22 protein-coding genes and 1 other RNA gene are annotated in these 24,050 nt (G+C 41.7%); 9 read left to right on the top strand and 14 right to left on the bottom strand.

Going from position 1 to position 24,050, the window contains the following annotated elements; translation table 11 throughout:
* Position 1: 1 nt before the first annotated feature.
* The 7 genes from CVU62_00635 to CVU62_00665 all read right to left on the bottom strand — a co-directional run bounded on the left by CVU62_00635 (position 2) and on the right by CVU62_00665 (position 8,595).
* Positions 2-394 carry a hypothetical protein gene (locus CVU62_00635; GenBank protein PKN38740.1) on the bottom strand — a complete coding sequence of 131 codons (393 nt, stop codon included), beginning with the start codon at positions 392-394 and terminating at the stop codon, positions 2-4.
* Positions 395-528: 134 nt separating this feature from the next.
* Positions 529-1,893: a sigma-54-dependent Fis family transcriptional regulator gene (locus tag CVU62_00640; protein ID PKN38741.1), complete on the bottom strand. Its 1,365-nt coding sequence runs from the start codon at positions 1,891-1,893 to the stop codon at positions 529-531.
* 278 nt (positions 1,894-2,171) lie between these two features.
* On the bottom strand, positions 2,172-4,175 hold the full coding sequence (locus CVU62_00645) for a hypothetical protein (protein PKN38742.1): 2,004 nt from the start codon (positions 4,173-4,175) through the stop codon (positions 2,172-2,174).
* A gap of 98 nt (positions 4,176-4,273) precedes the next feature.
* Positions 4,274-4,663 carry a response regulator gene (locus CVU62_00650; GenBank protein ID PKN38743.1) on the bottom strand — a complete coding sequence of 130 codons (390 nt, stop codon included), beginning with the start codon at positions 4,661-4,663 and terminating at the stop codon, positions 4,274-4,276.
* A 40-nt stretch (positions 4,664-4,703) separates the two neighbouring features.
* Positions 4,704-5,723, bottom strand: a complete 1,020-nt coding sequence (locus CVU62_00655) for a hypothetical protein (GenBank protein ID PKN38744.1) — start codon at positions 5,721-5,723, stop codon at positions 4,704-4,706.
* Positions 5,714-7,750, bottom strand: a complete 2,037-nt coding sequence (locus CVU62_00660) for a formate dehydrogenase subunit alpha (GenBank protein PKN38745.1) — start codon at positions 7,748-7,750, stop codon at positions 5,714-5,716. The genes CVU62_00655 and CVU62_00660 overlap by 10 nt, the downstream gene beginning before the upstream one ends.
* 2 nt (positions 7,751-7,752) lie before the next feature.
* Positions 7,753-8,595, bottom strand: coding sequence for an oxidoreductase (locus CVU62_00665; protein PKN38746.1), 843 nt, complete (start codon positions 8,593-8,595; stop codon positions 7,753-7,755).
* Between the two features lie 562 nt (positions 8,596-9,157).
* Between CVU62_00665 and CVU62_00670 the strand changes: the two genes are divergently transcribed.
* Positions 9,158-10,450: an oxalate:formate antiporter gene (locus CVU62_00670; protein PKN38747.1), complete on the top strand. Its 1,293-nt coding sequence runs from the start codon at positions 9,158-9,160 to the stop codon at positions 10,448-10,450.
* Positions 10,451-10,617: 167 nt separating this feature from the next.
* Here the strand turns inward: CVU62_00670 and CVU62_00675 are convergent, their stop codons facing one another.
* The 6 genes from CVU62_00675 to CVU62_00700 form a co-directional block, all read right to left on the bottom strand.
* Positions 10,618-11,211, bottom strand: a complete 594-nt coding sequence (locus CVU62_00675; GenBank protein PKN38748.1) for a YihA family ribosome biogenesis GTP-binding protein — start codon at positions 11,209-11,211, stop codon at positions 10,618-10,620.
* 11 nt (positions 11,212-11,222) lie between these two features.
* A complete protein-coding gene (locus tag CVU62_00680; GenBank protein ID PKN38749.1) occupies positions 11,223-12,155 on the bottom strand; it encodes a hypothetical protein in 933 nt (310 codons plus the stop codon).
* Positions 12,156-12,234: 79 nt separating this feature from the next.
* On the bottom strand, positions 12,235-13,002 hold the full coding sequence (locus CVU62_00685) for a hypothetical protein (GenBank protein ID PKN38750.1): 768 nt from the start codon (positions 13,000-13,002) through the stop codon (positions 12,235-12,237).
* A gap of 402 nt (positions 13,003-13,404) precedes the next feature.
* The gene (locus CVU62_00690) at positions 13,405-14,787 is read right to left on the bottom strand and encodes a Fis family transcriptional regulator (protein PKN38751.1); all 1,383 of its coding nucleotides are present in this window, start codon (positions 14,785-14,787) and stop codon (positions 13,405-13,407) included.
* Positions 14,788-14,798: 11 nt separating this feature from the next.
* On the bottom strand, positions 14,799-17,405 hold the full coding sequence (locus CVU62_00695; GenBank protein PKN38752.1) for a hypothetical protein: 2,607 nt from the start codon (positions 17,403-17,405) through the stop codon (positions 14,799-14,801).
* Positions 17,402-17,584 (bottom strand): hypothetical protein, encoded by a 183-nt coding sequence (locus CVU62_00700; GenBank protein PKN38753.1) that lies wholly within the window; start codon positions 17,582-17,584, stop codon positions 17,402-17,404. Before CVU62_00700 ends, CVU62_00695 begins: the two co-directional genes overlap by 4 nt.
* 536 nt (positions 17,585-18,120) lie before the next feature.
* Here CVU62_00700 and CVU62_00705 point away from each other — a divergent pair.
* The 4 genes from CVU62_00705 to CVU62_00720 all read left to right on the top strand — a co-directional run bounded on the left by CVU62_00705 (position 18,121) and on the right by CVU62_00720 (position 20,695).
* The gene (locus CVU62_00705) at positions 18,121-18,495 is read left to right on the top strand and encodes an ATP synthase F0 subunit C (protein PKN38754.1); all 375 of its coding nucleotides are present in this window, start codon (positions 18,121-18,123) and stop codon (positions 18,493-18,495) included.
* A gap of 47 nt (positions 18,496-18,542) precedes the next feature.
* Positions 18,543-19,850: a hypothetical protein gene (locus CVU62_00710; GenBank protein ID PKN38755.1), complete on the top strand. Its 1,308-nt coding sequence runs from the start codon at positions 18,543-18,545 to the stop codon at positions 19,848-19,850.
* Positions 19,851-20,126: 276 nt separating this feature from the next.
* Positions 20,127-20,321, top strand: a complete 195-nt coding sequence (locus CVU62_00715) for a hypothetical protein (protein PKN38756.1) — start codon at positions 20,127-20,129, stop codon at positions 20,319-20,321.
* Positions 20,322-20,440: 119 nt separating this feature from the next.
* Positions 20,441-20,695 (top strand): hypothetical protein, encoded by a 255-nt coding sequence (locus CVU62_00720; GenBank protein ID PKN38757.1) that lies wholly within the window; start codon positions 20,441-20,443, stop codon positions 20,693-20,695.
* A gap of 276 nt (positions 20,696-20,971) precedes the next feature.
* Here CVU62_00720 and rnpB read toward each other — a convergent pair.
* Positions 20,972-21,328, bottom strand: an RNA gene (rnpB, locus tag CVU62_00725) — RNase P RNA component class A.
* Between the two features lie 225 nt (positions 21,329-21,553).
* On the opposite strand from rnpB, the gene CVU62_00730 reads away from it, so the two are divergent.
* Genes CVU62_00730 through CVU62_00745 form a run of 4 tightly spaced genes read left to right on the top strand, consistent with a single transcriptional unit; the run spans position 21,554 to position 24,028 of the window.
* Positions 21,554-21,691 carry a 50S ribosomal protein L34 gene (locus CVU62_00730; GenBank protein PKN38758.1) on the top strand — a complete coding sequence of 46 codons (138 nt, stop codon included), beginning with the start codon at positions 21,554-21,556 and terminating at the stop codon, positions 21,689-21,691.
* A 40-nt stretch (positions 21,692-21,731) separates the two neighbouring features.
* Positions 21,732-22,079: a ribonuclease P protein component gene (gene rnpA / locus CVU62_00735; GenBank protein PKN38759.1), complete on the top strand. Its 348-nt coding sequence runs from the start codon at positions 21,732-21,734 to the stop codon at positions 22,077-22,079.
* 15 nt (positions 22,080-22,094) lie between these two features.
* Positions 22,095-22,310, top strand: a complete 216-nt coding sequence (locus tag CVU62_00740; GenBank protein ID PKN39431.1) for a membrane protein insertion efficiency factor YidD — start codon at positions 22,095-22,097, stop codon at positions 22,308-22,310.
* A gap of 20 nt (positions 22,311-22,330) precedes the next feature.
* Positions 22,331-24,028, top strand: coding sequence for a protein translocase component YidC (locus tag CVU62_00745; protein PKN38760.1), 1,698 nt, complete (start codon positions 22,331-22,333; stop codon positions 24,026-24,028).
* The last annotated feature ends 22 nt before the right edge of the window (positions 24,029-24,050 follow it).

Below are 24,050 nucleotides of genomic sequence, written 5' to 3' on the forward strand. Positions count from 1 at the left end.
GCTATTTGACGCCCAGTTCCTGAGCAATGTATCTTAGAAGATCATCTGCCTTTATGGGTTTCTGCAATACCTTGTTGACTTTGGGGAATTCCGGAGGCGGTTCGAAGGAGTTGTAAGGGCCCTGAAGATCGACAGCACTCAGCATAAAAAGAGGCGTTTCTTTTCCCGTATCGGTGGCACGGATTTTGTTCAATACCGAGAAGCCCTCACCCCATGTTTCCATCATCATATCGATAATAGCCAGATCTGGACTTATTGATTTCCAAATCTCCACTCCAGTCTTTCCATCTTCCGCCAAAAATACCTCGTACCCACCCTTTTCCAGAATAAGTTTGGTGGCAAATAAGAAATCTTTGTCATCGTCTATTAGGAGTATTTTCTTCTTAATCGTCATGATCAAACACCTCCATAATATTTTTATTACTTAATAATAGCAAAGATAATGCCAGTTCATAAGATATTGAATTAATTGATTATATTATTGTGGTAAGCTGTCAAAATTTGTTTAAGGGGCAAAACGCCCCTAGATTAATGCTCTGTCTTTATATTGAAGTTGCGTATTTTTATTCTCAGAGTCTTTCTGTTGATACCGAGGAATTCTGCCGTTTTGTTAATCTGAAAATGGAAGTGTTTAAGAGCCTTTTCGATGTGCTCTTTTTCGACATCGACTAGGGTTACCCTGCCTGAAGAAGAATCCACCACCGGTGTTTTTGCTCCTTCACCCTGACCATAGTAAAAAATATCTGATAAATTTACTGTTTCCTGGTCGCAAAGGACGCACAAACGTTCGATGGTATTTTTCAGTTCTCTGACGTTTCCGGGCCATTTGTATGACAATAGCGATTTTTTTGCTTCTTCAGAAAGGTGTCGTACTTTGCTCTTATGCTTTTTTTGATAATGATCGATATAATGCTCGGCGACAGGAATGATATCCGCCTTGTGCTCTTTCAGAGGCTTTATATCCAAAGGAACAACTGAGAGACGGTAAAACAGGTCTTCCCTGAATTTTCCCGCTACGATTTCAGCATGTAAATCCCTGTTGGTTGCCGCTATTAACCGTACATCAACTTTTTCGGGCGATGATTTGCCTACCCGCGGGACTTCCTGTTCCTGAATCACCCGCAACAACTTTGCCTGAATATTCAAATTGATATTGGAAATTTCGTCAAGAAATAAAGTCCCTGTATCCGCCATCTGGAACCGGCCTTCGCGTGATTCCGTGGCACCGCTGAAAGCGCCCTTGACATGTCCGAAAAGTTCGCTCTCCATTAGATTTTCAGCCAGTGACGAACAATCAACAGGTATAAATGGCTTGTCGGACCGCTTGCTTAATTGGTGAATGGTGCGCGCTACAAGTTCTTTTCCGGTGCCGCTCAATCCGGTAATTAAAACAGTGCTGTCGGTCTGCGCAATGCGCCTGATTGAATCTTTGAGTTCTTTCATGTAGTCGCTAGATCCAATGAGCAGGGCAAGGTTTTGTTCGTTGCCGCATGGTTCATCATCCTTTAGCGCAACGCTTACCGCTTCGTTGAGTTCAGCAGCAGAATATGGCTTTGTGAGAAAATTGAATGCGCCTTGACGCATTGCTTCCACCGCCAGCGGTATTGTCCCGAAGCCGGTGACGATAATGACTTTGGCGGATACATTTTTTTCTTCTTTCAGTTTCTTCAGGATATCCATTCCGCTCACGTTGGGCATTCTGACGTCCAGTAAAATCAAGTCATAGGAATTTTTCAGTCCCATCTGCAGACCGTTGACAGCATCTCCTGCACAATCGACATGATATCCTTTGCGCGTAAGAACCTGCTGACATCCGTCCCGGATGACTTCTTCATCATCAATAATAAGAATTTTCCTGCTTTTGCTTGACGCTTCTTTCACTTGCCCCCTCATATAGTCGTCCCTTAAAAAATAATAACATATTTTTTAAGGGGCAGAAAGTTAATAATTTTATCTATATATGTCATAATTGACATATTACAAACAGGCAATGAAATCGACATTGTACAACAGATGCGAAGACACATTGGCTGATTAATTAGTTGTCCCTGAAAAAGTTACAACATGGGAAAGTTTTGATCAATCTTTGGTTGTACTGTTTGTGTATAAACAAAAAAGACCTGGGCTGCGCATGACACGCTTGGCGGATGTCCGTTTCCTGTAATTCAATCTTAGCTAACAACATTATCCGATGAATTTTCTGTCTCTTTATGCACAGGCAGGCAGATAATAAAAGTAGTGCCCCTTCCCTTTCTGCATTCGACGTCTATAGTGCCTTTGTGTTTTCTAATAATTCCGTAGGCGATGGAAAGTCCCAGGCCCGTTCCTTGACCGGGTTCCTTCGTTGTAAAGAATGGTTCAAAGATGTGGTAAATATACTTTTCATCTATTCCTTTGCCTGTGTCGGTTATAGTAATACGAACGGTGTCTTTTCCTCTCAATGTAGTTGTAATGGTTAGCTTTCCGCAACCCTTCAAGGCGTCCGCCGCATTGATGAACAAATTGAGGAAAACCTCCTCTAATCTCGATATGTCGCCTTTTATTTCTGGAAGATTTTGAGCAAGATTTATTTCTATTTCTATTCCATGAAACATAGCCTGGTCTCTTACCAATTTGAGAGATGTATTGATAATCTGATTTATTTGTAGAGGAATCATATCCCCCGTAGGAGTTCTCGCGAAATCCAACAGGCTTTGCACAATTTCTTTACAGCGGTTTGTCTGATAAATAATTTTCTGAATGTTTTCCTTAAGCGGACTGTCTTCCGCAACATCCTCTAAAATTATATTACTGTATAAAAGAATCCCCCCCAGAGGATTGTTGATTTCATGAGCCACACCGGCCGCCATTTGTCCCAGCGCAGTTAATCTTTCAGTTATTGAAAGCTGATAATGCATTTTCTGCAATTGATCATTATGGTCTTTGAGAGATTTTGCCATTTCGTTAAAAGCTTCATCCAGCATGTTGAATCCGGATATATTATCTGGCGTTAATTTATAATCAAGGTTGCCGGAAGCAATTGCTTCGGTTGCCTTTTTAAGTATTCGTATTCTTTTGATAATGGTGTTTCCAAAATACAGGGAAATAATAAAAGCTATAATCATCCCTAGTGTGGTTATTCCAAGATTTAACCAGATCATGTGCCACTTTATGTCGCGGTATTTGGCTTCCAGAATCCCTGTGTAGAGAACACCGATGAGCTTTTTATCCATGTTATAAATAGGCGTATAAGTAGTAATATACCAGTCTTTTACAACGAAGGCCCTGCCCACCCAGTCTTTTCCTTCCTTGATGACCCGTTCATAAACTTCTTTGGAAAGAATCGTGCCGATGGCCCTTTTGTTATCTTTAGTCATGACGTTTGTTGATATGCGTACGCCTCCCTGAAAGATAGTGGCCACTCCTATTTCCTGGCCTTTGTATTTTTCTTCGTGATATACAGTCTCTTTAATCCTATCCACTATTTCGTTGTCCTTATTGATAAGAACGCCTCCTATCAGAACACCCATTAACACGTTTGTATTTTTATCTATTAACGGATAAGCAACCTTCATGACCATCCCGTCAACAAGTTTATCTTCCCGGATATCGGCAGATAGCGGTGTTTTAATAATATCCGTTTGAGCCCTGTTTGAAAGAGCAGGATTTTCTCTTAAAATATTTTTAATCGGCATAAGTTCAGTCGAAGAGAGCGGGATTTTTGACCTTATGCAGTTTCTGACAACGGGGTCATTCAATAGGTTGTCCCCGGAAATTCCCGGGTTAGCCGCCCGGAATAAGACCCTTCCTTCTCTATCCACAACCGTCAGCATGTCCAGAAAAACATGGTCATTCCCCTGTTGAGTACCTGTTTCTTTTCGAATTAATCTTTTAAGATGTGCCATACCGTTTATATCATTCTTATAGATAAGTTCGCGCAGATCAGAACCTTCGGCGGTAAACTGAACCAGATACATAATTTTATCTATCTTATTATTATAGATCAGTTTGGCCGTATTGATATCCTGGCGCACTCTGTTTTCTACTTCATCAATTGTGTTTCTGTTGATTGTCCATATGCTGACGACAGTTGCAAAGATACCGGTAAGGCAGGCAGCAATCAAAAATCCGAACGCAAGACGGCTTTGTAAATCCAATTTTAAAAGCCGCCGTATTAGTTCATGATTGATTTTCATTGTTTCAGCCCGATTTTGGGAATGGTTTGAAGACTATCATGGAAAGCATAGCATTATCAAACATTCTTTAGAGAAGCCAGGCCGTATGATATACAAGCTCAGCCGATCATCTTTTTTACCCGCAAAAGAAGTTCGGCAGCCGGGACAGGCTTGGCCACATAATCCTCTGCCTGCAGATATTCACCGTCCATTTCCGGCGAGAATTTAAATCCTGTCTTACCGGTAACGGCAGTTACCATCAAAATGGGTATGCTTTTGTATTTTTCATCATGTTTCAGGCTATAACACAAATCAAATCCATCCGTGTGCTTGTCCATCATGACATCCAGGATAATCAATGCCGGCCTGTCCGCTTCAATGGCTTTGCGGCCGTCTTGAACGTTTAGAACATGATGAACATTGAAGCCGCTATTTCCTAAAACAATTTTAAGAGCTTCGCCATAGTCTTTATCGTCATCAATAATCAGTATCTTCTTTTTCTCAGACATTATGACCTCCGATATGGGAATTGGTTACCAAGTAGTTATATTATTCAGCAATCGCTTTCACAACTTCAAGCGTGCCGATGTGCACGGGACAATGATCGGAACAACGGCCGCACCCTACACAACCGCATAAACCATCCTGAATGTCGGTTTTGTTATAATCAATCAGTTTGTGCTCGTGACGTCTCTTGAGCCTTAGGGCCTGGATCATCCGGGGATTGTGGCCTGACGCCTCACGAGTAAAACCTCCGTAAAGACAAGCATCCCATGCCCGCAATCGTATACCGCTCCCGGAAGAAAACTGCTGATCATAAACATTAAAGCAGGTGCAGGTGGGACACACAAAGGCACAACCACCGCAGGTGATGCACTTTGCGCCAAAATCATCCCAGACTTTTTCAGCAACCTTTTTATCCCTTAGCTTATTCATGGCTTTAATGACCGCTTTCACCTCAGGTATGTTCTTTTTTGCGTTTTGCAGGAATTCATCTATTTGCTTCTTCGCAAGAGAGTCATCTATTTCGGAAAGGGGTATGCCGGAGAGCAATTCGTTGCCCCGGGAACTACCGATTTCGATGAGAAAAACATCCCCTTTGTCATAGAACTGCAAATCGAATCCTTGTTTTGCGACAGGACCACTGAGTGTGGTGGTACAGAAACAGGTTTCGTTTTGCGCTTTGGGACAGGCCATTACAATTGTCGCCGCAGCATTCTGCCTGGCATTATAATAAACATCTTTGTTGTCACGCGCCATAAAACTCGACGCCTGACGAATGCCCATCATATCGCAGGCACGTAGTCCGAAAATGAGCACCTTGTTTGCCGCCACTACTTCCAGATACTCGTTATTTTCCACATTGAAAGTTATCTCCGCCTGCGGGAAAAAAACAGATTTGGGAGAAAGCGGCGGTTTTTTATAGTCTAGTGTGAAAGTTTTTTCGCTGAAATCACCGAATATACAATCACCATTCTCTGTTTTCGTCGGAGAAAGTACTTCGTACTTCTGAGCCCATATACCCAGCGTTTTATTAATGTCTTTTTTGGCCAGTGTTTTCATGCGCATCTCCTTATTTTTACTGCACACCCCTTATATTCAGGAATTTTGGCAATAGGATCAAATGCAGGGTTGGTCAAAAGGTTTATGGAGGCTTCTTTAAAATGAAAAGTGGAAAAAACAACTTTTTGCGGAACTCTGTCCGTAATCTCCGCCTTCAATTCTATCGATCCGCGGCGGGAGCTTATCTCAACTTTATCATGATTCCTTATGCCCAGTTTTTTGGCGTCCTCCGGGTGGATTTCCAGCAGTGCTTCGGGAGCCTCCCGATCCAGAATGCTTACACGACGCGTCATGGTGCCGGTGTGGTAATGATAGTAGATGCGTCCTGTGGTCAGCATAAAATTGTATTCCTCATCAGGTATTTCCGCCGGCGGCTTGAATTCACAGGGCATAAATGTTCCCAGCCCCTTGCTGAATTTATCCTTATGCAGAAAAGGTGTGCCCGGATGTTCCACCGTGGGACACGGCCAGGGCAGCCCATTGCCTTTACTTAACCTTTCATAAGTTATGCCCCCGTAAGAAGGGGTCAGAGCGTTTATCTCTCTAAGTACATCGACAGGTGATTCATAATTCATCGGATAACCGGCAAGTTTGCTGATTTCACAAATTATCTGCCAGTCGGGACGGGCTTGTCCCGGAGGAGAAACAGCTTTTGCTCCAAGCTGTACCTTTCTTTCCGTGTTGGTATAGGTGCCGTCTTTTTCCGCAAAGCAAGCTGCTGGCAAAACGACATCGGCTTTTAAAGCCGTCTCGGAAAGAAAAATATCCTGCACAACAAGAAGATCAAGATTGGAAAGAGCCTGTTCAATGTGCGAGGTATCGGGATCGCTCATCAACGGATTTTCTCCCATAATATACAGAGCCTTCAGTTCTCCTTTCTGAGCGGCAATCATCATATCGGTGATGGTCAGTCCGGGCTTGTCGTCCAGTCCTTCAACTTTCCACGCTTCTTCAAATTTCTTCTTTACGTTCGCGTCAATAACCGGCTGATAAGCGCTGTAAACATTGGGCAGACCGCCCATATCGCAGGCGCCCTGAACATTATTCTGACCGCGCAGCGGATTGACACCGACGGCGGGACGACCCAAATGACCGGTCAGCATGGCCAGATTCGCGCAGGTTTTCACATTGTCCACACCGGTCGTATGCTGCGTGATGCCCATGGCGTAGGCAATCATCGCTTTGTCCGCTTTGGCGTACATGCGCGCCGCTTTTTTCAAATCCACGGTGGATATGCTGGAAATTTTTTCCACAACTTTCGGCGGATATTTGCTGACGATTTCTTTTAATTGCTCGAATTTTTCAGTCCTCGTCTCGACAAATTCCTTGTCATAAAGATCTTCTTCAATAATGACATTCATCATACCGTTTAATACGGCCACATCCGTGCCGATATTTTGCCGCAGATGCAGATCGGCAAACTTTGCCAGCGGTATTTCTCTCGGATCAATAATCAGCAATTGCGCGCCTCTTTGTTTGGCATTGATGATGCGCGACCCGATTAAAGGATGCTGTTCCGTTGTATTGGAACCGGTCACAAGGAATAAATCGGCATCATCGAAATCGTTTATCGAATTTGTCATGGCTCCGGAACCAAATGTCGCGGCCAGACCGACCACGGTGGAGCTGTGTCAAAGCCGGGCACAGTGATCGACATTGTTTGTTTTGAAAACCGCCCGCGCCAGCTTCATAAAAAGATAATTTTCTTCATTAGTCACTTTTGCCGAACAGAGAAACCCCAGAGAGCGCGGACCATATTTCTTTTTTGTATCAATCAGCTTGTCCGCAACAAACTTCAACGCTTCTTCCCAACTTGTTCCTACAAGCTCTCCGTGCCTGCGCACCAGCGGCATGGTCAACCTTTCGGAAGAATGGATAAATTCATGAGAGTTCCAACCTTTCACGCATAACATGCCTTTATTAATCGGATTCGAGGGACTAGGCTCAACACCCACCACCCTGTCTCCTTCCGACAGGAGATAAAAACTGCACCCGCATCCGCAAAAGGGACATACGCTTCTTGTCCTTTTCATGATCAGATTGCCTCCTTAATGTTTTCAATCTCGGGATAGGGAAAGACCGGCCCCTCAATGCAACAATACTTGTCTCCGAAAGCGCAGTGTCCGCACTTTCCTACACCGCATTTCATCATTCTTTCCAGGGACATGAAAATATGTTCCTTGGCAAATCCTAAGTTAAGAAGTTTTTGCAAAACAAAACGATACATTACTGGCGGACCGCATAGCACGGCGTATGTTTCCCTGGGCGAAAGATCGGTACGGTCGAACAGGCCAGTAACCACGCCTACATACTGTTTCCATATTCCTTCATCATCCCTATCCACACTATAGAGATAATTGATGTCATCGCGATCAAAAAAACTTAACAATTCATATTTAAACAGAACATTATCGGGATTATTTGTGCCATACATTAAAATGATATCATCAAACTCTTTCCTCTTGTCCAATGCATAGAGCAAAAGTGAGCGTAGCGGGGCAAGCCCGAGACCACCAGCAACAAAAAGCAGTTTGTGCCCTTTGAGCTGTTCCACGGGAAAACCTCTTCCGTAAGGCCCCCTGATGTGGAAGGCAGAGCCTTTGCTCATCTCAAAAAGAGCGTTGGTCACCTTTCCCGCACGTCTTACGCAAATTTCGAGAGTGTCCGGTCTAGTCGGCGGAGAGGATATGCTGATGGGTGCCTCGCCTTTGCCAAAAATGGAAACTTCGATAAACTGTCCCGGCTGATGCCCGAAACTCTCCCACGTTGTTCCATCCTCCAACTTCAATTGAAAGAGCCGATGGTCTTTTATCTGTGGCAAAGCTCTGATAATCGAAACAGGTCGAAGCTGATAAACATTGCCGCAATCACCTCCCATAGCTGTACCTCCTTCATCCTGATGATTCTTGGTTATCTGACGAAAGCAAGTTTAATACCAAAAGGTTATATATTTGATATAACGGCGATATTTGGAACACTCCATGATGTTTTAATGAGAGTGGGGGCAGGATACCCCGACTTCGGGTATATATTACCCCTCTTTCTGTATCGTGATGATTTGCATAAATTTAGGCAAGCGGGACTATTTTCTCCAGTCATAATCGCCATAATAATTCAAACGGAGAATATAATATTGATGGTCGCTTTCCGTTTCTTCTCTGAAAATTTCCGGACAGCAACGATCTCTCGGCTTTCGTAAAATAAAAAAACTGCGGATTTATTTTTTTGTGAAAAACGAAAAATGCAGTCAAGAATACAATATATTTTACGCTTTCTGGAATGTCTCTCGAAGAGGGCATATTCTTTGCTTATGCGTAATAAAATGTTTTATTTATTCATGACGCGATAAAAGCACTTCATCTACCAACATGCTGAGGTTGTCTTAAAGTGTCACCAATTAAATTCAGCCTTTTAAAAGGCAAGGGAGGAAATAAAAAAATATGGCGAATGAAAATTTAGAAAGTAAGAGATGGTTGATTGCCGGCGCAGCTGTTATCATTCAGCTTTGTCTCGGCACCGTGTACGCGTGGTCTGTTTTTAAAATTCCTTTAATGAAAATGCATGGATGGGATGGTAAAACTGTTCAGTACACTTTTATGATCCTCATGGGCATCATTGGACTGGCTGCAGCTTTCGGCGGTACCCTGGTTGATAAAAAAGGCCCCCGTTTTGTCGCTACAATTGGCGGCATTCTTTTCGGTATCGGTACATTGGTAGCCGGTTACGCTGATCAGGTCGGTAATATTTATCTACTTTATCTCGGCTTCGGCGTCATCGCCGCCTTGGGAAATGGTTTCGGCTATGTAACACCTATTGCAACTTTAATTCGTTGGTTTCCCGATAAACGAGGTCTCGTAACTGGTCTTGCCGTTATGGGCTTTGGCGCCGGCGCTTTTTTTATGGGCAAAATCGCTCCGCTCATGATAGCGTCCTTCAAGCAGGTTGATCCGTCCGGAACAGTTTTGGCCTCTGGCGTAGCTAACACCTGGTATATATGGGGTGTTATATTCCTTATCCTTGTAACCGGTTCTGCCCAATTATTTAAAAATCCTCCCAAGGGATGGTTGCCTGCCGGTTTCAAACCAGCCGCTACAACCGTTTCCGCAGCTGATTCTTTCACTTTAGGCGAAGCTGTAAAGACTCCCCAGTGGTGGATGCTTTGGTCTATGCTTTGTCTTAACGTCTCCGCCGGTCTAGGTCTTATCTCCCAACATTCCCCGCTGGCCCAGGATATATACAAAAAAACGATGGGCTTAACCGGTGACTTAACTCCGGAACAAGTAGCCATAGTCGCTGCCGCCGGCGGCGCTGTCGTTGCCTACGCCGCAATATTCAATGGACTGGGAAGACTTTTTTGGGCAAAAATTTCCGATAATATCGGCCGCAAAATGGTCTTCATGATTATGTTTGCCACTCAGGCAGTTTTGTACGTGCTGGTTGCTAAAGGATTTGTTGCCACCTACGTGCTTTTTATAGTAGCTTCCTGCTATCTTCTGGCCTGTTACGGCGGTGGCTTTGCTACGATGCCCGCTTTTGCCGCCGACTCATTCGGCCCGGCTAATATCGGCAAAGTTTATGGCTTTATGCTGACCGCCTGGAGCACCGCCGGTCTCATCGGACCCTATGTATTTGAAGCGTTCAAACCTCAGGCACTGATGATTGCAGCCGGGCTGCTAGCCGTCGGCTTTTGTATAGCGCTTGTTTACAAAGCACCCAAAGGAAAAAAAGCTTAACAATGATTCGACTCTGTTCGTCCGACCTCACATGCGGTCGGACGAACAGATAGTTTATTAAAATCCATGCCTCCCCCATATTCATCATTGGGGTATTTCATCAATAAAGAATTTTCAGCGATTAATATTTTTTTTAAATCAAAGTTTTTAAAAATAATAGAACACGTTTAAGGAAGTGAACTTAAATGATCTTCCAGGAATTGCCAGATATCGCTCTTGCCCTTTTGCGTTATTGCAGAAAAAAGGATGGGCTTTTTGCCAGCCGATACTCGCAGAGTTCGCTCTATTGCGCGCTGACGGGCAATAGTCTGATTATTGGATAATTTATCGGTCTTGGTCAAAACATATAAATAAGGTATGCGGTAATGCTCCAGCCAGTCACGCAAAGACAAATCATCTTCGCTGGGATCGCGCCGGATATCCAGAATTAAAATTACCAGAGCAAGGCACTGTCTCTCCCGCAGATAGGATTCAATCATATCCCCCCAGTCTTTTTTAACGGACTGAGAAACCTTGGCAAAACCGTAACCGGGAAGATCAACGAAAGAAACCTTCTCATTAATCGTGAAAAAATTGATTAACTGCGTCCTCCCTGGAGTATTGCTCGTCTTGGCTAATTTTTTGCGCCCGACAAGCGTGTTGATCAATGATGATTTGCCGACATTGGAACGCCCGACAAAAGCAATCTCCGGCAGTATCGCTGGTGGATATTGAGGCGGCCAGACCGCACTTTTTATAAATTCCGCACTTGTAATTTTCATAGTGTTTAATACTAAAGCTTTACTTCTGATTTATCCACTCTTAAATTTGCCCGGAAAATCTTTTCTTTCAAAATTAGCCATGGCCGGACTAAAAAAGGATATTGCGCTATAATATTGTAGATACTATATATAATAATCCCTTTCAAACAGTATCCTTTTCTTCCCTGTCTCTCCATAACGGAATTATAATATTTCTTAAAAAAATAAGATGTATAATATACCGACCAGAAAACATATGCGAAACGTCCAACCCGCTGACCACCGCTGTTCACTTCCGAAGAATGCATATGAACACTATGAGTGTCATTGGTCATGATAATTTTCCCCCCGCGGGAGTATATTTTTGCCTGCACATCGCTTTCCTCTCGAAAACCGTTTCCCTTACTGTAAAAGGTATCAATATCGTGGGACAGCAGAAGATCTCTTTTTGCCAGAAAAATAGCATGGGTAAAAGGAAGCTCGATATCACCTTCAAATTTTGCATCTAAATTAATATAAAAAAACCGAAAATCAAAAACCGGTCCATCATTTTCTCCCGTTTGAAATCGGGCAATCGCCGAAACCACACTTTCTCCCGGCTTACGAAAAAAATGCCGCCCCGAAACAATGTCCGCCTGTAAACTTTTCAATTTTCCGAGGCAGACTTCCGTGTAATTTTCTTCCAGAAAATCATCATCATCGCCGAATAGAACAAATTCACCATGAGCCGCCAGAAGCCCCCGCCGCCGGGAGTAAGGAGCACCTTTCCTTTTTTTGTTTTTCAAATAAAGCGTTTTTATCAAAGGATACTTGCGGCTGAATTCATTGACAATGGCGGTCGTGTTATCTGATCCTCCATCATCAACAATAATCATCTCTTTAATAAATTTTTGCCGGTAAAACGAATCAAGAACCTGAGAAAGGGTGTATCCGCGATTGAAGGTTGGAATTATTATACTTATCATTAAAGTATGAGTAATTTGACTTTGTTAATTTTTTCTCGCTCAAAAAACATGTATGATGTCCCCGGATTTCCAAGATATTTTATGGTTGAAAAATTCTGGTTTTAGGATTTTCAAGGAGTAATTTTAAATCATACTTTTTATGAGATCTCAAAACGTCGTTCTCAGTCGGTCCTATGCAGGGGTCTTCAGTAACAACATCAACTGTATGGTCATCAAGAAAGTGACAATATAATGTTTTGCCGTGGCAACTCGTACCATCTTCCTGCTCATACAAACTCAAATCTTCATACAGTCTGGATAAAACAGTCGCATTACATTTATTATCAATGAACAGAAACACCAAACTAGACCAAGAATCCATACCATCACCACCAAATAATTTAATAACCGCATAATATCCCCGTTCTATATTCTTACGTATTTCAATTGGTTCTATTTGGTAATAATAAAATTTATCTTTTTCTTTACCCATAAGATCAATATGCTGAAAACATAAAGGTTTGTTTGTATTATTCCTATTAAACATAGCCATTATAAATTCCGTTCCAATGACAGTACCTTCACGACATGCCGGACAATCCAGAAATGCCATAATAAGAGGAGTTCCGGGTAAAGGCACAGCAGAGTGAAGAGAATACAATACAGCTATAGTGTTGTTACATGATTCAGGACAGCCGTCTTTATACCATTCTGGATTTGCCATATGGACGGTATATCCAGTAATCAATTTCAGCGACTGTTTGCCTTTATTGTTTGAATAGCGAAAAGCTTTTTTAGATAGTTCTTCTATTTGTTTGTCACTTTTATTCTCAGGTTCAACAGCTTGAACAGAGAAGACCACAAACATTATACAGGCTAGGATTATCAATGTCTTTTTCATTTTAACTTATGTAAATATTAATAAAGTTCCAAAATATACTTCCTAAAAATAAAACAATGATCAGTAAACATCCAATTACTGTGTTTCTATTCCTTGCTTTTATTAAAGATATAAAAGTAAATATGCTTAATGATAACCAAAATGGATAATGGGGTCAAGTCTTGAAATATCAGTTTCCCCGTCAATTGTAATTATTTTTTATACTACTGGATTCCCGCCTATGCGAGAATGACAAACGTAGGGGCTTTTCAAAAATGGTTAGATGCAAGGCTCCCGATCCCTGAGGAGTGAGACGTATTTTTTGCATACGTCGCAACGACGAAGGGCGAGGGAAACGCAGCATATGACCGTTTTTCAAAAGCCCCACACTCACTCGCGTTCAAAGGTGATGCCATATTTTTCCAGCTTCCTTTCTAGTGTCGGCCTGGACACTCCCAATATATCGCAAATTTCACCTTTATTTTTATCCGTCTCTTTAATAACTTTTCTGATGTAGCGCTCTTCAACTTCATCGAGTGTGAGAAATTTACCCGGCTCCGACGGTTTAAATAAATCAGTTGTCACATCACCCGATAATTTGGAAGCATCTTCCTTGCCCAGTTCGGGGAAGTCACTGACTCCCAAAACCTGCCCTTTGGCCACGACGCAGGCGCGCACCAGCAGATTTTCCAGTTCCCGGACATTGCCCGGCCAGTTATAATTCATGAAAATTTCCATAATTTCGTCGGAAACACCAATGACCTTTTTGTGCAGATCCAAATTAATTTTGGCCAGCAGGTAGTCGATCAACGAGGGAATATCCTGACGGCGCCCGCGCAGCGGTGGCAGAGTAATGGACACGATATTCAGGCGATAATACAAATCATCTCGAAACTTTCCTTCGTTAACCAGAGTCTTTAAATCTTTATTGGTCGCGGCTATGATCCGGGCGTTGACTTTGACCTTATCTTTTCCTCCCACTCTGTCGAATTCCATTTCCTGTAAAACCCGCAGGAGTTTCGCCTGCAGGTTGACGGACATTTCGCTTATTTCATCGAGGAAAACAGAACCGTATCGCGCCAGTTCAAATTTGCCCAGTTTTCGGGCAATAGCGCCGGTGAAGGATCCCTTTTCATGACCGAACAGTTCCGACTCCAGAAGAGTTTCGACAATCGCGGAACAGTTTACCGCAATAAAAGGTTCGTCGGGCGAAGTATTGTTATGAATGACTTTGGCGATTAATTCCTTGCCTGTGCCGCTCTCTCCCTGAATCAGGACGGTGGTGCGGCTTTGCGATACCGTGCCGATGGTTTTAAAAATATCCCGCATTTCATTGCCGGTGCCGATGATATCCCCGACTCGGAAACTTCGGGATGGCTCCATCAAAAGTCCGTCAATCTTTTTTTCCATCTCCAGGGATTTCAGGGCTTTTTTGATCGCCAGATCCAGTTCATCAACATTGACCGGTTTGTGAATGTAATCGAAAGCACCGCTCTTCATCGCATTAATGGTCGTTTCCATGTCGTGAAAAGCGGTTATCATGATGACCTTGACGTTTTCATTTTCTTCCTTGAGATCTTCCAGAACGGTGAATCCATCAATGTCCGGCAGGCGGATATCCAGAATGACGACATCCGGTTGTTCCTGTACATATTTATTCAAGCCTTCAGTACCGGTAAGCGCGGTACGGACTTTGTAGCCTTCTTCAGTCAGATACAAATCCAGTGTCTCAGCAATGGAAGCGTCATCATCAATAACAAGAATACTCGGCATAAGATATTACCTTATTCATTATTTGTAACGGGTAAACGCGCGCTTTCAGTTCCCAGCGGTAAAATTATAAGCACCTTCGTTCCCTCATTCTTTTTGCTGAAAATATCAATCATTCCCTGATGAATATCAATTATTTTCTTTACCAGAGAAAGCCCCAAACCTGTACCATAATTTTTACGCGTGAAGAAAGGATTAAATATATGAGGCATATCCGCCTCGTCAATACCACTCCCATTATCCTTAATCTCCACAGCCACAGAATTACGGGTTTCATCAAAATAGCGCAATGAAACTTTGATTTCACCGTGTTCTTGCACAGCTTCCACGGCGTTGCGGATAACATTTATAAAAGCATCTGTTATCATTGCCGCGTCAACCGTCACGGACGGGACATCGCCAAACTCCATCCGCACATCAATTTTTTTATCAGCAATTCCTTTCTCCGACATCGCCAGTGCCTGCTCCAGAACTTTGGACAAAGCTACAGAGACTTTTTTCGGTTCCACTGGCTTGGCAAAAGCTAAAATATTATTGACCAGCATTTCCAGATGGTCCACTTCTTTCTCAGCAATTTTGAACCTCTTCAAATCGTTTCCTTCGGGAGTCATACGCTTGGTCAGTATCTGCAGACTCATTTTGATTGAAGAAAGAGGATTGCGTATTTCGTGAGCAATGCCTGCCGAAAGCTGGCCTAACGCTGCCAGTTTCTGGCTGTCATAGAGTTTCTTTTCCAGATTTTTAAATTCGGTAATATCGCGCTGAACCAGAATATAATGATTGGTTCCCATAACAGGTGTTGTTGTAATCAACAGGTTGTGCTTGCGCCCATCTTTGCCTGTCGCTTCAATTTCGTAGGGTTTGTAAATTCCTTTTTTGGCTTCTTCCCATTTGGACAAAACAAAATCTTCATATCCGGGAGTAACAAAATCCAGAAAATGCTTGTTAATAAATTCGCGCGAAGAGGATTCTCCCTTTTTCTTCAAACCCCGGCTCATAAAATTGATGATGCCGTTTTCATCTATCTCATAAATCTTATCCGGTAAACTGGTAATGATTGTCTGAAGATAATTATATAAATCCTCAATCCGCCGTCGCAGTTCGATATTTTCAATCAATTCATTCTGCATTGTCTCGGCGTATTCACTTAAACTTTTTGTCATCTCTCTTTCGCGCGAAATATCCTGCAGTGTTTCAATCGCAGCTATAATTTTACCTTTTTCATCACTGATGGGAGCCGCCAGAAAATATAAAACCCTCCCGCGGCCGCCAAGATTTTCAAAATAATCAGTCGCTTCATAAGCGCCCAATACCTGCTCGGATTTTTTTACTTTCTTTGTGCCATAATACTTGCTTAAATCCTCCAGCTCATTATCGATGATCAAATCAGCAATCAGCGGCCTTTTAACTGAATAAAAAGCTTTGTAGTGATTACTGGTTCCAAGCATGTCTTCGGCGGAATAACCTGTGAGTTCGGTGCAGGCACGATTCCATAATATAACATTATGTTCGTTGTTAATAACAAAACTGGGAATGGGCGAACCTTCAATAATACCTTCTATTGTTTTCTTCTCTTTAAGCAGTTTCTCCTGCCAATCCTCCCGTTCGCGGAGCCTCTTCTTTCCTTCACTGACGCGCAGTCTCTTGCCCTCTTTGTAGGCAAAAGATAAACCGGCAACAATAACCACCAGAATCAGCAGAAATGAAATAAAAAGCGTATAAACGAAAGTTTTACGAATGGGAGAAATTACCTGGCTGTACGGAGTGATCACGCAAAGAATCCATTTTTTATCCCCGGCCTGCAACGGATGAAAAGCAATCACGCTGCGTTGCAGCTTATTATCACTTTGGCGAACTAAAGCCTCAAAGTAATCACCATTGTCCGATGAAAGATCAATTGGCGTTCCTTTATTGTCACTCAATAGATCTTGTAAGTTTTTACCTACAAATGCCGGATCGTTATGAACAATTATTTGCTGTTTTTCATCTGCCAGCCATACTTCTCCCATTTCATTGTATCTGGCTTGTTTTTCATATTTATCGACAACAGCCGTCAAAGAAAAAGCAACTATCCACGCTCCGGCGAAATTACCATCCCGGCCCTGCAGCGGACACCCGATTATCAGATATCTGTCTTTCAGGCGGGCCATATTCCACTGCTCCGATATAGCAAGATCAAGGTAGGATTTCTGATGCTTACGGATAATTTTAAAGTGATCGGATAAATTCACCAACACGGCATTATTACGCGGATAAATATCCTTTACCTTGCCTGTTGCATCAAAAAAAACAATTGCATTCAGAGTATTTCCCCAGCCGGCAGACAATATTTTGTAGTAATGATCCATTTCTGCGGAAGGTTTTCGCAGATCAGGTTTGAAGTTCGAAAATAAAGCGATGTTTTTTTCAACCTGCAAGAAAACATCGGTCATTCGTGTTGCAGTATTTTTTACATGGGCAAATTGCTGGCGGCTGAAGAGCTCTACCATTTCTTTTTCACGGGCGCTGTTCACTGTAAACGCCAGAAGTAGAATCAGGATAATTACCGCGGCGCTCGCGAACAGGATGCGGGCTTCCAAGACCTTATAAAGTAGATTATTGATCCTACCGAAAAAAGTCACCTATTTTCATTGTCCTTTTTATCTTCTTTGTGAGAAAGCCTGATGCCTATCAGAACATAAACCAGAATTGCTGCCGTAAGTGAAATAAGAAGTTTTGCCAAACCGCTTTCAATTTTTAAAAAATGAGAACAAACAAGCCATACGATAGGATAAGTAACTGCTGTTAAAAGCTCCTGCATGATCATCCTTTAATATAAAGAGTAGTACTTTATTTAACAAATTTTTTTTATACTAACGGCCTTAGTGAAAAATTTCAACAGAAATATAAAAAGCAAATTCAGTGCCCGCATATAAAAACTATCGTAATAATCCAATGGATGAAAATATTTTTATGCACATTCAAGATGAATCTCAGCAAATATATTTTAATGTTTTATAACGACTCATTTAACAAAACATTAAATGCGGCTGTAAATTTTCATGATCTTTACGTTTGTAGAAACAACTTGCGGATATTTTTCCCGTGAAACATTTTCATTTTTGTCGTATTTTTAAATATAACAATCTCAATAAATTAGGCTGATATTTTTTTATTCACTGCATTTTTCGGCTAAAACATCGATAAATAATTTTATTATATTAAAGCAATGGCATAAGTCATGCAATATGCGTAAAGCAAGTAAAGATTAAATTATTTCTCTTTCCCTTGACTGCTCATTTATGTTATGGAAATACGAAGTAATAATAAACACTTTATTATGAAAGGAGACAAACAATGTTACACAAATTCGGTAAAAAAATCTTGACAGCATTTACATCAGCGGTAGTTCTGCTTATGGCAACTCCGGTTGTCTTCGCGGCAGAGGCTATTCCTTCCGGCGATCTTTCTTCCAAAGCTATGTTTGCAGTGGGGGCGATGATTGCCGCAGGTTTGGCAATTGGTATTGGAGCCGTCGGCGCAGGTTTGGGTATTGGAACAGCGGCCAGTGGAGCTTGCGGCGCTGTGGGAAGAAATCCGGGCGTTCAGGGAAAAATCATGATGACCATGCTGGTTGGTATGGCCATGGCTGAGTCCATCGCGATTTACGCGCTGGTTGTTTCTCTGGTTCTTCTCTACGCTAACCCTTACATGCGTTATTTTTTGGGTTAATAAAAATTAATTTAACACAAAATAACAAAGGTTAGGGGGAAATAGTAATGTCAAAAACTAATAAAGATAAGCGGTCTTTTAGTATAGGAAGCGTGTTCTTCCTGCTTATCGTAATCCCCTTATCATTAATGGCTTTTTTAATTGCCAACGGCATGTTTAAGCTGGGGGTTACTATAAAAGAGAGAACCGTTAACGTACTCGATAGCAAAGTTCAGGAAGATATAAAAGCTAGAGCCGTCAACGCATCAAACGAAGTTGCCAGTTTCCTCATGGAATGTAATAAAGATTTACAAATAGCAACAATCATTCCCTCAACAGAAGCTGTATACAAGCAGTTTGTTTCTGAAAATAAAAAACCTGTCTGGGTCAAAATTGACGGTAAAATACAGCAGTTATTAATCCCGCTGTACAAAGAAATGACTCTGATTGACAAAAACGGCAACGAACAAATCAAAATCGTTGATGGTCAGGTATCGAAAAAACTGGCTAATGTCAGCAATCCGGCCAATACAACATTTAAAAATGAAGTTTATTTTGCTAAGACAAAAAATCTGAACAAAGGTGAATTTTATGTTTCCCCTGTAGAAGGATACTATGTCGATAAGGCAGCATTTGAAAAGGGGAAAAGATTTGACGGGATTGTCCGTTTTGCGACACCGATATTCAATCAAAGTGGCTTCGCCGGTATAATTACACTGGCGTTGGATTACCGTCATCTGGCCGAGTTTACCGATCACCTTGTTCCTACGCAGGCGGAAAGGGTATTTGAAACCCAGGCTTCTACCGGTAATTATGCTTATATGGTAGACAACCGCGGTTTTGTCATTTCCCATCCCAGTGATTTTCATATTGTTGGACTCAATCATGATGGAACAATTGTTCCAACTCTTTCGGCTCAAAACGCGGCAGAACTGGCCAAGAATGGTACAGAAGCGTTGAACATGTTCCAGTTAGGTTTTTTGGATCCCAATATATTTAAAATCACGAAGGAAGCTGCGCAAGGAAAATCGGGAGTATTAATGTACAAATTTGGTGGAATCAATAAGTTTGTTGCTTATGCACCGATTAAGTTTTATGCCTCAAACCTTCCTGCACCTACCGGTTTTGGCTGGATAGGACTGGGACTGGAAGTTGAGAAATATAACGAAGCGGCAACGAAGTTATCTCAAAACATTGAAAAGGAATCAAAAGCATGGACTGCGACAGTCATCTTTATTCTTATCGCCTCCATGATTATTTTGTTCTTCATTATGATGCTTTTGGTTCGTGGAATCAGTCGTTCATTGAAGTCAGAAATTCCTGAGGGATCTGAGGGTGCGGGTTCCTTCGATGACGATGATGACGATGATAAATAACTAATTTCCATTTAATAAAATTAAATTAACAAAAAGGCCGAATTTCGATTCGGCCTTTTTAATGAGACTCCAATTTCAAAAGCGTAGCGTATTGAAATTGGAGTCTCAGCATCCCATTCTGCTTCGCTTCAGGGATAATTCGCTCTAAGATTTTCCGAGCACTGCGTTTCGGAAAATCAAGGCTCATTAAAATAAAATGGATTTTAATTAAATACAATATATAATAATTTGTATCATTATTAATATTATTTTATTTCAAAGAGTAAGGAGGACGAAATGAACTATTTGCCGCATCTGATCGCTTTAGTTATAGGCTGCATCGTTCTTTGGATAATAAAAAGAAAATATAAAAAAATAAATAACCGCGAATTGATCATCGTATTCATTCTTTTCATTATATTAATCGCCCTCTTTACAGAACTGGGAATGGACCTGATAAAAAGGTTTATAAGCTTTATCCAGGTAGAGTAAACCCCGTTAGAAAGTCTTCGACTTTCTAACGGAGTAAATGCAACCGGTAGCCGCCGACCGGGTATAAAAAGTTTGTCAAATGCATTTTCATGTTCATATTTTGATGTGGATTGAGTGAAATGAAGGGTTACCAGATAGGAAGAAAACCAAAGGAAAGCCTGGATAAATTCAACAAACTAGGTGGAATTTTGATGTTATCGGCCTGGGGATTGGCGATGGTCTTATCTTCCTTCCTTTTCTTGTTTATCGGTTATCTTGTGGACGAAATCCTGGGAACCACACCTAATTTTATGTTGTGTTCTTTCTTTCTGGCTATCGGGTTGTGTATGTGGAGGATTTATAAAGAAGCGAAGGACAGAGGAAAGCAGCTATAATTATGGGCTGTTGACCGGGAGCGCATTCCCGCAGGGGAGCGCAATAATAAATGGTCACTTCCCTTGCCGGAAAAAGCCGAAGGCTTTTATAAAACGCTCATCTGTCCCGATAAAATCGGGATTGCGCTGCAAATCGCATCGCTCAACGTATGACTATATACGCCTCGCGATACGCTTCTTGCGCGCCTCGCATCTGAACATTTTTGAACAGTCCATGAAAAGAGATTATATATGCTTGGATAATTGTTCTGTTTCTGAACAATATATCAAAAAAAACAGGCACGAGAGAAGATCGTAAGCCGAGTCCTGTCCCACGATTAGGTTACCCTGCACGTGGTGATGATCATTCATCTGGGACGTGAGTTGCCTCACGCCTCTAGCGACACTACCCGAGAACATCGGGCGGGCCGCCCTTAACGTTCTCCTATTTGGTCTTGCTCCGGATGGGGTTTACCATGCCTTTCCTGTCGCCAGGAAAGCGGTGAGCTCTTACCTCGCCTTTTCACCCTTACCTGGCGAAAACGCCAAGCGGTATATTTTCTGTGGCACTTTCCTTAGGGTCGCCCCCAGTCGCCGTTAGCGACCATCCTGCCCTGTGGAGCTCGGACTTTCCTCCTTTATCCTTCTTTCAAGACATGTTCTTTATAAATAATCCAGCTCTGAATAATATTAAATAGATAGCGGCAATTAAGCTTTTAAATGCCACGGAGGCAAATAAGCCCGAATTTGCGGCAACATTTGTTTAAGTTATCTCTTGCAGATAAGAGAATATTTAAACTACTTAGTTGCCAATTTAACCTTGACAAATAAATACTACTATGATTTAAAAGCCATTTCATCACTTTTAGAGGATAAATCATGAAAAAGACATTAACTAACAAAACAAATACCAAAAGAAAGAAGACACACGGTTTTCTCGTTCGTATGGCTTCAAAATCCGGAAGGCAAGTTTTAAGCCGCAGAAGAGCTAAAGGAAGAAAACGTTTAGCCGTATAAATTCAGGGCCTTGGTATCTTAATGATTGTCGTCGGTATGCATGAAAGAACAATCTTACCGGAAATTGGAAAGGATTACTAATCATAGCAGATATAGAACTATTTACCAACAGGGGGTGTGGAGAAGTTCTCAACACTTTACAGCCATAACATGCAGTAATTCTCAAGGGGTTAGAAGGCTGGGACTTACCGTAACCAAAAAAGCGGGAAACGCCGTAAGAAGAAACAGAATCAAACGATTGATCAAAGAATATTTTCGCCTCAATAAAAGTTTGTTTCCCGCCGGATACGATGTCGTAATCATGGTTAGAAGAAATATGCCCCCCCTAACTTATCTAGAAGCATGCAAAGAATTGACTGAACTATTCACACAGAAAACTAATATATAATTTATGCTCAAGACAATTTCGTTAAAATTTCTTATTACCATAATTCGTTTATACCAAATCTGCGTATCACCTTTCTTTTTTGCTCCATGCTGCCGATTCTATCCGTCATGTTCCGAATATACCATCTCGGCAATTAAACTGCATGGACCGGCAAAAGGAACGTACATGGGCATAAAAAGAATTCTTCGTTGCCACCCCCTGCACCCCGGCGGTTATGATCCCGTCAAGTAAAATGAAACTGGAGGTTATAAATGGATAAAAGGACAATTATGGCCATAGTCCTGTCACTTGCCGTACTTTTGATATATCAGTTATTTTTTCTCAAACCACCGGCACAAAAACAGGCAACTCCGGCTCAAGAATCAAAACAAATCAGCAAAGATACGGATGCAAAAACACCGGCTACACCGGCATCGGCGGTAGCGTCAAAACCCGCAATTAAACAGACTGTAGCTAAAAAAGAAGCTGCACCAAAAGATATCAAGGTAGAAACTGAAAATTATACGGCGATATTTTCCACCAAGGGCGCGGCCGTTAAATCGTTTCAGCTCAAAGGATATAAGAAAGAATGTACAAAATGTACTGAGGATATTTATCCTGCAATTAAGAATTCCATAACCGGAACGAAGCAACCGGCCAAAGCAAAAAGCAACGAACCGATAGAGCTTATAACAGTTAATGAATCAATGCCCTATCCGCTGGCAATCACCTTTCCCGAGTCGGCTCCTGAAATTGCCGCTGATTCCGTATATGATATTGATGTAACCAGCCTGGATATGAAAAAATCCAAAGAAAAAAATCGTCTGGTTTTTTACCGGACTTTTAATGGACTGAAAATAGAAAAGATTTTTACTTTTAATCCGGATAATTATTCAATCGCGCTAGACGTAAAAATATCCAACCTGACCAATTCGCCGACGACCCAGATACCTCACCTTAACTTGTACGAGTATGCAGATCCGAAAAAAGAAAATGATAGCTACAGCAATGAAGGACCTGTCGCCTATGTCTCCAAGTCCATCAAGCGTAAGAAAGTTTCGGATATCTCCACGGATACAAGTCTTGGTCCTGATGTTTCCTGGGGCGGATTTGAGAATAAATATTTTATGGCGGCAGTTATACCGCAAGATCCATCTCTGACCAGTATCAATATTTCCAAAGACAAAAACAACATGGTCTCCGTAGAAATTAAAGGAACCAAGAGTATTATCCCGCCGAACCAGTCGGATTCTTTGAAATACTCCTTGTTTATTGGTCCCAAGGATTACACTCTTCTCAAGAAACAGGGTATATCATTAGAAGAAGCTATTGAGTTTGATTCATTTATACCTGGATTGAAATGGCTTTCCATTGGCTTACTGATTTTTATCAAATTTTTGTATCAGTTTGTCAGCAATTATGGAATTGCCATTATCATCCTTACAATCCTCATCAAACTCATCTTCTGGCCGCTGGGTAACATAAGTTATAAATCTATGAAGGAAATGCAAAAACTTCAGCCAAAACTAGTTGAGTTAAAAGAGAAATATAAAAATGATCAGGCTAAACTCGGTCAGGAAACCATGGCTCTATACAAGGCGCATAAAGTCAACCCCCTTAGCGGCTGCCTGCCAATGTTAATTCAGATTCCGGTGTTTATCGGCCTGTACAATACACTCCTTTATGCCATTGAACTGCGCCACTCACCATTGTTCTGGTGGATTCAGGATTTATCGGCCAAAGATCCTTATTACATTACACCGATTATCATGGGTGCAACGCAATTTATTCAACAGAAGATGACCCCTACTACGGGTGATCCCATGATGGCAAAAATGATGTTGATTATGCCCATTGTGTTTACCTTTATATTTTTAAATTTTCCGTCAGGATTGGTTATTTACTGGTTATTAAATAATGTTTTAAGCATCGGACAGCAAATTTATATTAATAGAAAATTCGCTGATTGATATATTGATAAGAGGTTTGAAG

It is taken from the genome of Deltaproteobacteria bacterium HGW-Deltaproteobacteria-2, assembly GCA_002840505.1.
In the GTDB taxonomy this organism is placed as follows: domain Bacteria; phylum Desulfobacterota; class Syntrophia; order Syntrophales; family Smithellaceae; genus Smithella.

What these genes read in the sequence shown, in the direction of transcription:
- CVU62_00710 (PKN38755.1), top strand. Translation starts at nt 18,543, where the DNA reads ATGTCAAAAACTAATAAAGATAAGCGGTCTTTTAGTATAGGAAGCGTG.
- CVU62_00650 (PKN38743.1), bottom strand. Translation starts at nt 4,663, where the DNA reads ATGTCTGAGAAAAAGAAGATACTGATTATTGATGACGATAAAGACTAT.
- CVU62_00645 (PKN38742.1), bottom strand. Translation starts at nt 4,175, where the DNA reads ATGAAAATCAATCATGAACTAATACGGCGGCTTTTAAAATTGGATTTA.
- CVU62_00705 (PKN38754.1), top strand. Translation starts at nt 18,121, where the DNA reads ATGTTACACAAATTCGGTAAAAAAATCTTGACAGCATTTACATCAGCG.
- CVU62_00720 (PKN38757.1), top strand. Translation starts at nt 20,441, where the DNA reads ATGAAGGGTTACCAGATAGGAAGAAAACCAAAGGAAAGCCTGGATAAA.
- CVU62_00635 (PKN38740.1), bottom strand. Translation starts at nt 394, where the DNA reads ATGACGATTAAGAAGAAAATACTCCTAATAGACGATGACAAAGATTTC.
- rnpA (PKN38759.1), top strand. Translation starts at nt 21,732, where the DNA reads ATGAAAGAACAATCTTACCGGAAATTGGAAAGGATTACTAATCATAGC.
- CVU62_00675 (PKN38748.1), bottom strand. Translation starts at nt 11,211, where the DNA reads ATGAAAATTACAAGTGCGGAATTTATAAAAAGTGCGGTCTGGCCGCCT.
- CVU62_00665 (PKN38746.1), bottom strand. Translation starts at nt 8,595, where the DNA reads ATGGGAGGTGATTGCGGCAATGTTTATCAGCTTCGACCTGTTTCGATT.
- CVU62_00640 (PKN38741.1), bottom strand. Translation starts at nt 1,893, where the DNA reads ATGAGGGGGCAAGTGAAAGAAGCGTCAAGCAAAAGCAGGAAAATTCTT.
- CVU62_00655 (PKN38744.1), bottom strand. Translation starts at nt 5,723, where the DNA reads ATGCGCATGAAAACACTGGCCAAAAAAGACATTAATAAAACGCTGGGT.
- CVU62_00680 (PKN38749.1), bottom strand. Translation starts at nt 12,155, where the DNA reads ATGATAAGTATAATAATTCCAACCTTCAATCGCGGATACACCCTTTCT.
- CVU62_00690 (PKN38751.1), bottom strand. Translation starts at nt 14,787, where the DNA reads ATGCCGAGTATTCTTGTTATTGATGATGACGCTTCCATTGCTGAGACA.
- CVU62_00700 (PKN38753.1), bottom strand. Translation starts at nt 17,584, where the DNA reads ATGCAGGAGCTTTTAACAGCAGTTACTTATCCTATCGTATGGCTTGTT.
- CVU62_00730 (PKN38758.1), top strand. Translation starts at nt 21,554, where the DNA reads ATGAAAAAGACATTAACTAACAAAACAAATACCAAAAGAAAGAAGACA.
- CVU62_00685 (PKN38750.1), bottom strand. Translation starts at nt 13,002, where the DNA reads ATGTTTGTGGTCTTCTCTGTTCAAGCTGTTGAACCTGAGAATAAAAGT.
- CVU62_00715 (PKN38756.1), top strand. Translation starts at nt 20,127, where the DNA reads ATGAACTATTTGCCGCATCTGATCGCTTTAGTTATAGGCTGCATCGTT.
- CVU62_00670 (PKN38747.1), top strand. Translation starts at nt 9,158, where the DNA reads ATGGCGAATGAAAATTTAGAAAGTAAGAGATGGTTGATTGCCGGCGCA.
- CVU62_00745 (PKN38760.1), top strand. Translation starts at nt 22,331, where the DNA reads ATGGATAAAAGGACAATTATGGCCATAGTCCTGTCACTTGCCGTACTT.